At 55.1% G+C, this 12,524-nt stretch carries 11 protein-coding genes and 1 tRNA gene; 9 read left to right on the top strand and 3 right to left on the bottom strand.

Translation table 11 applies throughout. From position 1 onward, the window contains the following. Nucleotides 1-3: 3 nt before the first annotated feature. Nucleotides 4-864 carry a prepilin-type N-terminal cleavage/methylation domain-containing protein gene (locus VH413_06030; protein HEX3798243.1) on the top strand — a complete coding sequence of 287 codons (861 nt, stop codon included), beginning with the start codon at nt 4-6 and terminating at the stop codon, nt 862-864. An 81-nt stretch (nt 865-945) separates the two neighbouring features. Here the strand turns inward: VH413_06030 and VH413_06025 are convergent, their stop codons facing one another. Beyond that, nucleotides 946-2,064 carry an alpha/beta hydrolase-fold protein gene (locus VH413_06025; GenBank protein ID HEX3798242.1) on the bottom strand — a complete coding sequence of 373 codons (1,119 nt, stop codon included), beginning with the start codon at nt 2,062-2,064 and terminating at the stop codon, nt 946-948. Nucleotides 2,065-2,283: 219 nt separating this feature from the next. Here VH413_06025 and VH413_06020 point away from each other — a divergent pair. The 7 genes from VH413_06020 (at nt 2,284) to speD (ending at nt 8,999) form a co-directional block, all read left to right on the top strand. Continuing rightward, nucleotides 2,284-2,360 (top strand) — tRNA-Arg (locus VH413_06020). A gap of 120 nt (nt 2,361-2,480) precedes the next feature. Continuing rightward, nucleotides 2,481-3,182, top strand: a complete 702-nt coding sequence (locus VH413_06015) for a DUF899 domain-containing protein (GenBank protein HEX3798241.1) — start codon at nt 2,481-2,483, stop codon at nt 3,180-3,182. A 169-nt stretch (nt 3,183-3,351) separates the two neighbouring features. After that, the gene (locus tag VH413_06010; GenBank protein HEX3798240.1) at nt 3,352-5,295 is read left to right on the top strand and encodes a DUF4178 domain-containing protein; all 1,944 of its coding nucleotides are present in this window, start codon (nt 3,352-3,354) and stop codon (nt 5,293-5,295) included. Nucleotides 5,296-5,298: 3 nt separating this feature from the next. Then, nucleotides 5,299-5,445, top strand: coding sequence for a hypothetical protein (locus VH413_06005; GenBank protein ID HEX3798239.1), 147 nt, complete (start codon nt 5,299-5,301; stop codon nt 5,443-5,445). A gap of 4 nt (nt 5,446-5,449) precedes the next feature. Further along, nucleotides 5,450-6,961: a polyamine aminopropyltransferase gene (locus tag VH413_06000; GenBank protein ID HEX3798238.1), complete on the top strand. Its 1,512-nt coding sequence runs from the start codon at nt 5,450-5,452 to the stop codon at nt 6,959-6,961. Beyond that, the gene (locus VH413_05995) at nt 6,962-8,620 is read left to right on the top strand and encodes an NAD(P)-binding protein (GenBank protein HEX3798237.1); all 1,659 of its coding nucleotides are present in this window, start codon (nt 6,962-6,964) and stop codon (nt 8,618-8,620) included. 4 nt (nt 8,621-8,624) lie between these two features. After that, nucleotides 8,625-8,999, top strand: coding sequence for an adenosylmethionine decarboxylase (gene speD, locus VH413_05990; GenBank protein HEX3798236.1), 375 nt, complete (start codon nt 8,625-8,627; stop codon nt 8,997-8,999). 37 nt (nt 9,000-9,036) lie between these two features. On the opposite strand, the gene VH413_05985 is transcribed toward speD, so the two are convergent. Further along, a complete protein-coding gene (locus VH413_05985; protein ID HEX3798235.1) occupies nt 9,037-9,930 on the bottom strand; it encodes a serine hydrolase in 894 nt (297 codons plus the stop codon). Between the two features lie 176 nt (nt 9,931-10,106). Then, on the bottom strand, nt 10,107-10,427 hold the full coding sequence (locus VH413_05980; protein ID HEX3798234.1) for a BON domain-containing protein: 321 nt from the start codon (nt 10,425-10,427) through the stop codon (nt 10,107-10,109). 305 nt (nt 10,428-10,732) lie between these two features. Between VH413_05980 and VH413_05975 the strand changes: the two genes are divergently transcribed. Continuing rightward, entirely contained in the window at nt 10,733-12,415 is a 1,683-nt protein-coding gene (locus VH413_05975; GenBank protein HEX3798233.1) for an AarF/UbiB family protein, read from the top strand. Nucleotides 12,416-12,524 lie beyond the last annotated feature (109 nt).

The raw sequence follows: 12,524 nt of genomic DNA, 5'->3' as shown, positions 1-12,524 counted from the left end.
ACAATGAACATCCATTCTCACATCCGTCGTGGTCCGAACGGCCGGCGCGCCGTAAAGGTTTCCCAGGCATTCACCCTCATCGAACTTTTGGTGGTCATTGCGATTATTGCGATTCTGGCCGGACTGCTGTTACCCGCCTTTGCCCGGGCAAAGTCAAAAGCCAAACAGACTGCCTGTGTCAATAACATGAGGCAACTGGGCTACTCATCGGCCATGTATGTGGGGGATGCGCACCAATATCCGAGTTGTTACTCGCCGAATCTCCAGATTTACGTTTGGGCTCCACGGTTATTGCCCTATGTCGGCAACAATCGCGGAGTGTTCTATTGTCCGGCGGCCAAGCCGGAAAGTGCCTGGGATACCAATGCGAATAAGACCCTGGTGCCGCGCATCGGCGAAAACGGAAAAATTGATTCCTTCGCCATTTCGTCCGGCGACGGGAGCGGAAACGGAACGCGTTTTTCGATCGGCTATAACGATTGGGGATTGAGCCAGTCATTGGCGCTGGGAATGGGCGGAGACGTGGGCAGTCGCGCCATCTCTGACAGCACCTTGGTAAGCCCATCCCAAATGATCGCGATGGGTGAAACTCGAAGCGATGTTACCTCGATTGAATTTGGCGCCAACGTGGATCCGCAAGTGAGCAATCAACAAAATCCCACCGTCCACAATCAATGTCCCTGCAACCGGCATAATTATCACACGGATATAAACTTCGCCGATGGTCATGCCGAAAGTCCGTTGCGCAGCGATGTGATTGACCCCAACAACCAGAATTGGCGGGCCGACTGGTGCAATGACCACAACCCCCATTTGGCCGATGCGAGCTGGACCGTTCCCAATACCACCGCTCTGGAACAATAAAGTTCCCACCCGGCAAGGCGGAGCTTCCTGCCCATCGGGCGGATTATGGTTGAACGCCGGTCTTCTCCAAATTCGGCGCCCTCAACGAAATAATTTCGGCGTGAGTTCTATCAGATAGTTTCGCCAGACTGGCCACGTGTGGCCACCCTCGCTAAGATGCCATTGGTATTGAATGTTGTGCGCCTTCAGCGTAGCGATAAAATCTTCGTTGCGTTTGCGCAGAAAATCATCTTTGCCATCGCCGACCCAAAGCAGTTTCAATTTCTGATTGATCGCCGGGTCGTTTAAAGCGGAGGCGATGGCATCGTCAGACGGAGCGGCAGAACTGAAACCGCCAATCCAGGCAAATAGATCCGGATGATTCAATCCGATCGTCAACGATTGGCCGCCGCCCATGCTCAGTCCGACAATCGCCCGGTTTGCCGCGCCGCCTTTGACCCGATATTCCTGCTCGGCGAACGGCATGACATCTTCCAGCAAATCGCGCTCGAACAATTTGGTGTTTTGATCCAGCGGCGGCCCGTTTGTGCCCATGCCGGGACGCACTGCGTGTCCATCCATCATGACGATAATCATTGGTTCCGCCCGTCCCTGGGCGATTAAATTGTCGAGGATCCAGTTCGCTTTGCCGTGGACGGTCCACGTCATTTGGTTGTCGCCCGAGCCGTGTTGCAGATAGAGCACGGGAAACTTTTTGTCTGGCTCGTGTTCATAATTGGGCGGGGTGTAAACATCGAAGGCCCGCATGCGTCCGAGTGATTTTGAAAAATAGGTGTGCTCGTGAACGGTCCCGTGCGGCACGTCCTGAAAATCCCAGAGCAACGGCGGCTCGCCGCGGATTTGCAAAATACTCGTGACTGGCAGACGCATCGGTTTGATCATCGAATTGCCGGGATCAATCATCGTCAAGCCGTCCACTTGAAAACTATATTCCCAGACGCCGGGTTCGACCGGCCCCACCGTGACGCTCCAGACACTATTCGAGTCCTTGCTCATCGCGGCGCGCCCATTGGGCCATTGTCCGTTCACGGAAACTTCCTGCGCCCTGGGCGCGCGCAAGCGAAACGTGACCATGCGGCCGGCTTCGATATCGGGCGAGAGCGTCATCGGCGGCGGCCCGCGGCGAATGGCGTTGGTGGGTTGCGCAAAAACCGAAGTCAGCGCGAGACTGAAGAGCGTTGAAAATAAAAGTTTCTTCATAAGGTTGCGTGGTGAACGGTCAAAAGATAAACATCCGGGCGCTACTTGTAAATACGCCGTTCAGGAGATGGCGAACTCCGGGCACGGTCTTTAAGCGGTGTCAAACGAGCTTGCCCCGAACTTTAATCCGAGCTTAAAATACAAAGGTGGAAACATATTGCGGCAAGCTGGAAGTTTTCAGAAACGGCCTCTGCTGATGTCAATATGTTCGCAACTTTTGCGCTCGTAGCTCAGCTGGATAGAGCATCTGCCTTCTAAGCAGGCGGTCGTGGGTTCGAATCCCGCCGAGCGCACCATTTTGACAACTTCCCGAAGTGGTGCTTTTTTGTTTTGGACCAAAAAATAAAAAAATCCCATTTACCTTGTCCTGAATCAGCGTGCCGATTCGTTCATTAGAAAACAAACGATTCAAACCAATGAAAACAAAGAGCAAAAAATCGACGGCGCTTCCAGCCATTGTTCCACGCGCCATCTGGAAGAAAGCCCGGCAAAAATTGCTGGTGAAGGAGAAGCAACTCACGCGCGCGCTCGATAAGCTCGCCGCCGAACGCCGGCGATTGCCCATGACACCGGTTGCGGAAAATTACGCCTTCAAAAATACAGCGGGCGAGGCGAATCTGCTCGATCTGTTTGAAGGCCGGCGTCAGCTTGTGATTTACCATCACATGTGGCTGGGCGCGCCGGATTATTGCAGCGGATGTGCGTCCATAGTGGATAATTTTCCCCGGCTCGAACATCTGCACGCCCGGAACACATCTCTCGTGCAGGTATCCGACGGCCCCTGGTCAGAGATCAAGGCCTTCCAGAAACGCATGGGATGGACGCTGCCGTGGTATTCGTCGCAAGGCACCACGTTCAATCGCGATTGCGGAGTGGAGGAAGGCAGTTTCGGCCTCAGCATTTTTCTGCGCGCGGACGATTCGGTCTTCCAAACTTATTTCACCACCAGCCGCGGCGTTGACCGGCTCCGGTTCGATTTCAACCTGCTCGACCTGACCCCGCTTGGCCGCCAGGAAACGTGGGAAGACTCGCCCAAAGGCTGGCCGCAGACTCCGCCATATAAATGGTGGCGGCTGCATGATGAATACGAACAAACCCCAAAACGCAAACGCGCATAAATTCTATCGGCGCAAAAAAGTAATATAGTGGCTCAACCGCGCGGCAAAATTTTTGCCGCGCCATGCCATTATAAAATCAGTCGGAAATTTTAATTGTGATTCCTCGCGCCATGAGGATAAATGCAGCCGGTGAGAAAAATATTTTTCGCAACCGGCCCATGGCACTGAGGTGAACCAGAAATACGATTGTCCCAACTGCGGCGGCGCTCTGCTTTTCCAGTCCAGCGTGGCCGTCTTTGCGGTGTGCCCGTATTGCCGCTCGATGGTCGTGCGCCACGATGTGAACGTGGAGGCCATCGGCCAGATGGCCGCTCTTCCGCCCGATCTCAGCCCCTTGCAAATCGGCACGAAGGGTGAATTTGCTGGCCGCCCTTTTACGCTGATCGGGCGCGTCCGCCTCGCGTATGCCGATGGCAGTTGGACGGAATGGTGCGCGTCTTTTTCGGACGGCAAGATTGGCTGGCTCGGCGAGACGCAGGGATTTTTCACCATCGGTTTTGAAATCGAATTGCCGCAAGGCTTTCCCACCCGCGAAGGCGGTTTGAAATTGCGCAGCCCGGCCGGAATCGAAAATCACGCCTACATCGTTACTGATCGCAAGCAGACGACCTGTCTCTGGGGCGAGGGCGAATTGCCGTTCGTCGCGAAGCCGGGACGCGAGGCCACAAATATTGATCTCACCGGTTCAGAAAATCGTTTCGCCAGCGCGGAATATGCCGATGGCGAAATCCGGTTGTTCGTCGGACGTTACGCGCGGTTCAATGATTTAAATTTTTCCAACCTGCGGCCTGTTCCCGGCTGGTCGGAAGAAATCATCGAACCGATCCACAACCAAACCACAGCGTTGAATTGCCCGAACTGCGGCTCGACCGTGCAGTTGCGCGCGCCGGGCGCGGCGATGTCCGCCGCGTGTGGTTCGTGCGGTTCACTCATTGATACTTCGACGCCCGACTTGCGGCTCATTCGCACGGCGATAAAAAATCAGCGCATGACGCCGGTAATTCCCATCGGCCGACGGGGGACTTTGTCGGGCACGAATTATGAAGTCATCGGTTTCCAGCACGTGAGGGACAGTTTTAGCGGCTGGTTTGAATATCTGCTTTTCAACCCGTGGCAGGGCTTTATATGGCTCGTGAGTTATAATGGCCATTGGACTTTGGTGAATCGCCTTTACGAACGGCCCAAGGCCGCCGGTTTCGGCAATTCGGAACACGCAATCTTTGAAGACGAGCGTTACCGCCTCTTCGATAAAACTGAAGTCACGACGGATTACGTCGCGGGCGAATTTTATTGGAAGGTGGGCGTCGGCCAGAGAGTTCAAGTCGCCGATTATGTGAAGCCGCCCCAAATTCTTTCGCGCGAATCCTATCCCGGCCTCGACGAAGAAACCTGGTCACAGGGCGAATACATTTCTCCCGAGATCATCCAAAAGACGTTCAATCTTGAAGGGCCGCTACGCGAACGGAGTGGCGTCTATCTGAACCAGTTGAATCCGCATTGGGAGAAAGCACGGCAGTTATTTTGGCTCGTGCCGGTGCTTATCGTGATCCTCGCGGCGATTCAAATGATCTCCAGCCTGCGCGCCGCCCGCCGGAATATTTACGAAGGTTCGTTCACCTATCAAGGTGGCACGACGAATGCCACGATTGTGACGCCTCCGTTTGAAATCAAAGGCGGCAACCAGGCGTTGAACGTGACGTTCACTGCGCCGGTAAATAATAACTGGATCGAATTTGACGCCGAACTTGTCAATACGAACACGCTCGTGGCCGCCGCCACTTTCGTACAGGGCGTAGAATATTATTCCGGCTACGACGATGGCCCGTGGCACGAAGGCAAACAGAAAGAGGAAGTGCTCGTTCCCAATATCGCGCCCGGCGTGTATTATTTTACGCTGGATGTCTCGGCGGATTCTTCGGTCCAGACAATGCCATTCACCATCACCGTAGTGCGGGATGTCGTCGTCTGGTCGAATTTTTGGATCGCTCTCGGTGTATTGCTCCTCTATCCGCTTTACCGCTGGACGCGGGCCATCGCCTTCGAGCGCGCGCGCTGGGCGAACAGCGATTTTTCTCCCTTTCCGACTTTCGGCGGCAGTGATGACGATGATTAATTTATGAAAATACACCATCCACTTTTTATCCCATTCGCATTCGTGCTGATGGGCGGACTCGCGCTTGCGAATCACAATGGCTGGAGCCTCATCCGCACCGTTGCCGCGCATACGTGGCAACGCACCAACCCGGCCACCCAGCACAAATGATCGCGTGACTGATCGCCGCATCAAATTTTTGCTGCTCGCCTCCGTGTTCGCCATCGCGACGTGCGGGCTCATTTACGAATTGATCGCGGGCACGCTCGCGAGTTATTTGCTCGGCGATTCCGTCACGCAATTTTCCACCATCATCGGGACGTATCTGTTCGCGATGGGCATCGGCTCCTATCTCTCAAAGTTCATCAACAAAAATGCCGTCGCCGTGTTCATCCAGGTTGAATTGATTATCGGTCTGGTTGGCGGCTGCTCGGCGGGTTTGTTGTTCCTGTTGTTCGCCGAGGTGGATTCATTTCGCGTCCTGCTCTATGCGATCGTCACGATCATCGGCACGCTGGTGGGGTTGGAAATTCCCTTGCTCCTGCGCATCCTCAAAGGACGGTTTGAATTCAAGGAACTTGTCTCGCAAGTTTTTACTTTCGATTACATCGGCGCGTTGCTCGCCTCGCTCCTCTTTCCGCTCGTGCTGGTGCCGCATCTGGGTTTGGTGCGCTCCAGTTTTTTATTCGGCGGCCTCAATGTCATTGTCGCGATGACCACGCTTCATCTCCTGCGAAAGCACGTCGCCTGGGCGCGCTCATTGTTCAGTGCGGGCGTGGTGATTTTCGTGGCGCTGACCGTGGGATTTATTTATTCGGAACGCTTGCTCGCGTGGTCGGAAAAAACCGCTTACGTGGACACCGTCATTTTCGCGCGCTCGACGCCTTATCAACGCATCGTCATCACACGCGAGGCTGAAGATCTGCGGCTCTATCTCAACGGCAATCTCCAATTCAGTTCGCGCGATGAATATCGCTATCACGAAGCGCTCGTGCATCCCGGGCTCGCGCGGCTCGCGCAACCGCACGATGTCCTCGTGCTCGGCGGCGGCGATGGCATCGCCGTGCGTGAACTTTTAAAATATCCATCCATCACCAACGTCGTCCTCGTGGATCTTGATCCCGAGATGACGCATTTGTTTTCGACGCAGGAAATGTTGCTGAAGATCAACGAGTCGGCGCTGCTCTCTCCGCGTGTGCATGTCAAGAACGGCGACGCGTTCACGTGGCTGAAATCGAACACCAATCAATTCGATTATATCGTCGCCGATTTTCCCGACCCGTCGAATTTTTCGCTCGGCAAACTATTCACCACCGCCTTTTACGAGCGCGTAAAACCTGCGTTGCGTCCGCATGGCGCGATGGTTGTGCAATGCACCTCGCCGTGGGTCGCGCGAAAATCTTTTTGGTGCGTGGACGAGACGTTGCGCGCGAGCGGTTTCGTGACTGAACCGTATCATCTCTATGTGCCGTCGTTTGGCGAATGGGGTTTCATCCTGGCCTCGCATGAGCCTCTGCCGCAAGCGCTTCATCTTCCCGAAGGCTTGAAATTTGTCAGCGATGCCAGCACGCGCGACATGTTTCATTTCCCGCCCGACATGGGGCCGGTGCAGGTAGAGGCGAACCGGCTCAACAACCAAATGCTCGTGCGTTATTTCGAAGAGGAATGGGCGCATTACGTCCACTAGATGAACGCCCCGCACAAATCGCATTCGCAAAAAATTTCCCGGCGCGCCTTCGTGGCCACCGCTGCGGCGGGCGCGGGCGTGGTCATGACCGCGCCTTTTATTCGCAAGAGCAAAACGCGGATGATCACCGGCTCGATCGTCGGCGCCAATTCCGCGCTCGGCCATGCAATGCGTGATGGAAAATTTCCCGCAGTGTCCGAGACGCGCGAAGCGGGCATCGTCGTCGCGGGTGGCGGCATCGGTGGGCTTGCGGCGGCGCGCCAACTGCAACGGCGCGGCTGCGAGGATTTTGTGTTGCTGGAATTGGAATCGCGCGCGGGCGGCAATGCGATGAGCGGGCGAAATGAAACCTCCGCATTTCCCTGGGGCGCGCATTACGTTCCCATCGCGGGGAGCGACATGCCCGAAGTCGCGCAACTTTTCAGCGAACTCGGAATCATCCGCGGCCACGACATGAACGGCCTGCCGATTTATGACGAAGAATATCTTTGCGCCGATCCGATGGAGCGATTGTTTATTCGAGGACGCTGGCAGGAAGGTTTTGTTCCGCAACTCGGTGTGAGCCCCGCCGACCAGCATGTCATCGAAACATTTTTCGACGAGATGAAGCGTTTGCAAAATGCCCGTGGCAGCGATGGCCGCCGCGCCTTCACGATTCCCGTGGATGCCAGCTCGCGCGACGAAGCATTCACGCGCCTTGACCGGATGACGATGGCCGATTATTTGCGCGAGAAAAGCTGGAGCGATTGCGCGCCGTTGCGGTGGTATGTGAATTATTGTTGCCGCGATGATTACGGCGCGGGGATCGAACAGATTTCAGCATGGGCGGGTGTGCATTATTTTGCCTCGCGCGATGGGCGCGCCGCGAACGCCGCGAGTTACGCGGTCGTTACCTGGCCCGAAGGCAACGGCTGGCTTGCCAACAAATTGCAGGAGCCGATCGCCGCGCACATTAAAAGTTCCTGCGCGGTGTGGAACGTCGAGCATTCCGGCGATGCGTTGCTCGTGGATTATTTCGACAACACCCGGCAGAAAAGCATTCGCCTGCGCGCACGCGGAATGATTTGGGCCGCGCCAAATTTTATCGCGCGTCGTGTCATTCGTGAACTGCGCGAGAAAACCAATAGCGAGTCTGCCACAGTTTATTCGCCGTGGATGGTTGCCAATCTCACTCTCGATGCCATGCCCGCCGGTTCCGGCATGGAACTTTGCTGGGACAATGTGATTCACGATAGCGACTCGCTCGGCTACGTGGTCGCCACGCACCAGAATTTCACGCCCGTTCCGCGCGCGACGGTCATCACTTATTATCAACCGCTCGATGCCGCCGAACCCGCCGCCGCGCGGCAGGAAGCTTTGCAACGCACCTACGCCGATTGGTCCGCGCGCATTCTCTCCGATTTAAGCAAGGCGCACCCCGAACTTCCGAAGCATGTAAAGCAACTCGACGTTTGGCTTTGGGGCCACGCGATGGTGCGGCCAGTGCCCGGTTTTATTTGGGGACATGCGCGCCAATCCATGCAGCAGCCCATCGGGAACCTTGCCTTTGCGCACTCAGATCTAAGTGGCATTTCGATTTTCGAGGAGGCTTACACGCGAGGTTATCGTGCGGCGGATTTTGTTTTCGATAATTTATCCCGCGCTGCAAAACACACTTAATAAAATGCGCTCACTTTCACTGCACACGTTGTTGGAGTTTTACGACTGCAATCCGGCCGAGCTAAAACACTCGCGCCAGGTCAAAACGCTCATGCACGAATCCGTTCTCAAAGGCGGCGGCACGATTGTCAAAGAGGTGTTTCACAATTTCAGTCCTTACGGCGTGAGCGGGGTCATCGTTATCACCGAATCGCACGTGACGATTCACACGTGGCCGGAGCATGGTTACGCGGCGGTGGATATTTTTTCGTGCAGCGCGAAGCTCGACCACGACGCGATTCGCGACGCCTTGAAACGCGGTCTTTCCTCCGCGCGCGTCAAATCAAAATCTTTCTCCCGCGGCCCGCGCAGCAAAAAAGCCCGCGCAATGCCCGCTTAATAAGGGTTTACAAAAGCGGGGCGCGCATTTCCTTTGATCAGGGTTGCGCCGCCATCAAATCATCCACCGCCTTCGACAAGTCCACGAGATACTCATCGCCCTTGGGCGTCTTCGTGAGCGCCGCTAGAATGTAATGCCGTCCCGGACCCGTGATGACCGCGCTGTCGTGCAGCCAATCCTCCCAGGAACCCCATTTGCGAATAATTTCCAAGCCGCGCCCATCGAGACCCTTGACGAACTTGATGTCATCCGCCGGAATATCCGGCGATAGAAAAATCTCGCGCATCGTTTTGGATGCCGCGGGCGAAACGAGCTTGCCCTGTTCGAGCATCAGGAAATAACGCAGGAGTTGGCGCACCGTCGCCGCGTGGGAATTATTGCCGACCGGGTCGGGATAACGCTCGCCCGTCACGCCGTAATGTTTGCCAACCCAAATGCCGCCGCCGTGGTTCGCGTCATATAAATTATATTGCTGCAATACGCGCTGGATTTCCTTGAGGCCAAGTTGCTGCGAAAATTTCGCGGCCAGGTCATTGTCCGAAGCCTTGGCCATTAGGCCAAGCTCGTGACGGGTCGGTTGATCGAGGTTCGTCGCCGCGCCGGGATGTAGTTGAAAATACGCGAGCAGGATTCCGATCTTGGGCACGCTTGCGCCATACTCCTCCTGATCGGGATGAATGGCCGCCCAGCGCAGCGTCCGCAAATCCAGCACGCCCACCGAAGTTTGTTCCGTGGCCAATCCATATTTCGCGCGGATCTCCGCGTCTATTTTTTCCAATGCCGATTGCAGCGCCGGATCCACCGGCGTGTTGAAATCGAGCACATAATTCTCGAAATTCGCGTTCGTACCCGGAGCCGCAAGCGCACAACCCGCCATCGCCAATGCCCCCGCCGAAACCATCGCCAGAAACACAAACTGATTTGTCATCATCTTGTTATACGCGTTTCCCTCGCAATCTCAAGTTGTGAACTTCCCTAAGTGCGGGCATCTGAGCACTGTTCTTGAAGTAGAGTGGCTTGGTCACATTTCGATCATTGTCGCCCTCCACAAATAAGAAAGCGCGGACGACGTGAAGTCATCCGCGCTTGCGAGATTAGTCGTGCGAATTATTCTTTGACGCTGATGTTATTCACCACATCCTTCACGCCTTCGGTACTTTTTGCCAGGATTCCGGCCTGCGATTTTTGCGCCCGCGTATCCACGAAACCGCTCAGTTGCACGGTGCCTTTGAAAGTAGTCACATGCACATCGGGATATTTGTACATGGTGTCGTTGCCCAGCGAACCCTTCACCCGGGAAGTCGTGGCCGCGTCGTCAATGTGTTCGCCCGTGCTTTGATTATAACGGTCGCCCGCACAGCCGGTGACTCCCACAACGGTGACCGTGGCAAGAAACAGGGCGGCGGTTAAGCAGTTAATTCTTTTCATATTAGTAGGTTGTTAATTTATTTGCGTATCGTGAGTCTATTAGCTCTCATCGTGCCAACTAGGCGCATACTCTACAAGCGGGCAAAAAGCCTGAATTTATTCGTTTAAACTGTAGAACAAACATTTTCGACTTAGTTCCATTCGCATTTTGCAGCACCGCCCGGTTGCGAAATGCGCCGGTTTGGTTTTCACGCAAAGTTGTTTTGCGGGAATAGCTTTGTTTTAGGGGGATAATTAGTGCTCGCGGAAAAGCGCCCATCGGCATACTGCCTGCTGAACCAAGGTTTACCTGTAAGACATCATTTATGAAGCTGTCCTTTAAACCGCATCATCTGAAGCGCTATAAAGATATTGCGCTTTTGCTTTTCAAATATGGCCGATCCGACTTGGCTAAGGAATTCGACTTGGAAAGCCTTGCCGGGGCTGGGGCGCTTCCTTCAAAACCGGGCGAGCCCCGACCAGACGAGCTGGCCGATGATTTGGAAAAGATGGGACCGACTTTCGTCAAGCTTGGTCAACTGCTTTCCAGCCGCCCCGATCTTTTACCTGAGCCCTATCTCAAAGCGCTCTCGCGTCTCCAGGACAAAGTAAAACCATTTCCGTATGCGGACGTGGAACGCATCGTCGCGGGCGAATTGGGCACGCGCATCTCCAAGGCATTTTCATTTTTTGAAGAACAACAAATGGCGGCGGCTTCGCTTGGGCAAGTCCACCGCGCCGCGTTGCGCGATGGCCGGCCCGTAGTGGTGAAAGTGCAGCGGCCGGATATTCGTACGCAAATCGCCGAAGACTTTGAGGCGTTGGAGGAGATCGCGGCATTTTTTGACGAGCACACCGACGTCGGCCACCGTTATCAATTCGTAAAGGTTCTTTCTGAGTTCAAGGTCACGCTCATGCAGGAACTCGATTATCAACGCGAAGCCGCGAACCTTACGACGCTCTCCGCAAACCTTCGCGAGTTCGATCGCATTTTGGTGCCCTTGCCAGTCCAGGGTTATTGCTCGCGCGATGTGCTCACGATGGATTACGTAAGCGGAACGAAGATCACGAGCCTCAGTCCGCTCGTGCGCCTCGACATCGAAGGCGATGCCCTCGCTGAACAATTATTCGAGGCCTATCTCAAGCAGGTTTTGGTGGACGGTTTTTTTCATGCGGATCCGCATCCCGGGAATGTTTTTTTGACTGAAGATAGCAAACTCGCCCTGCTTGATCTGGGCATGGTCGGCCGCGTAACGCCTGGCATGCAGGAAAATCTTTTGCGGCTGCTGCTTGCGGTCAGCGATGGCAACGGTGATGACGTCGCCAAAATTGTCCTGCGCGTCAGTCAGACGACGGACGACTTCGACGATACGGATTTTCGCAAACAAGTCGGGCTCCTGGTCGCGGAGCAAAACAACAAAAGCATCCAGCAAAAAGACGTTGGCCTTTCGCTGTTGCAGGTGGGACGCATCTCCGCCGAAACCGGCCTCTATTGCCCATCCGAACTGACCATCCTGGGCAAGACGCTGATGCAGCTCGACCAAATCGGAAAAATTCTGTCGCCAAACTTTAATCCAAACGCCTCGATCCGCCGCAACTCGACAAAGATCATGACGAATCGCTTGCTCAGGAATGCGTCGCCCGCGAAACTATTCGGCTCATTCCTGGAGATGAAGGATTTTGTGGGCGGCTTGCCGGAACGCGTCAACAAACTCCTCGATGCCGCCGCCAACGCGGAATTGCAACTGAACGTCAAGACTCCCGATGCCCATCATTTGCTCAACGGTTTTGAAAAAATCGCCAACCGCATCACCACCGGCGTCATCCTGGCCGCCCTGATCATCGGCGCCTCGCTGCTCATGCAAGTGAACAGCGCGGGCTTCAAGCTGTTCGGCTATCCGGGGGTGGCAATGGTCTGTTTTCTCATCGCCTTGATAGGGTCCGGCTGGTTGATTTTGACGATCCTCATCAAAGATTATAAAGACAAGCGCAAGCGCCGCAATGAATGACCTGCCCCGGCAAATTGCCTATGAAGCCGCATTTTGCACCCCAAGCCAGAGGTTCAGAAAAATTTAGTCCATGCTCTCAACTGGTTATCGCGCGTTAGCGCTTGGCACT

The organism is Verrucomicrobiia bacterium (genome assembly GCA_036268055.1).
Classification (GTDB): Bacteria; Verrucomicrobiota; Verrucomicrobiia; order Limisphaerales; family Pedosphaeraceae; genus DATAUW01.
The sequence above is the reverse complement of the archived record's forward strand: the minus strand, read 5'-3'. Positions and strand labels throughout refer to the sequence as shown.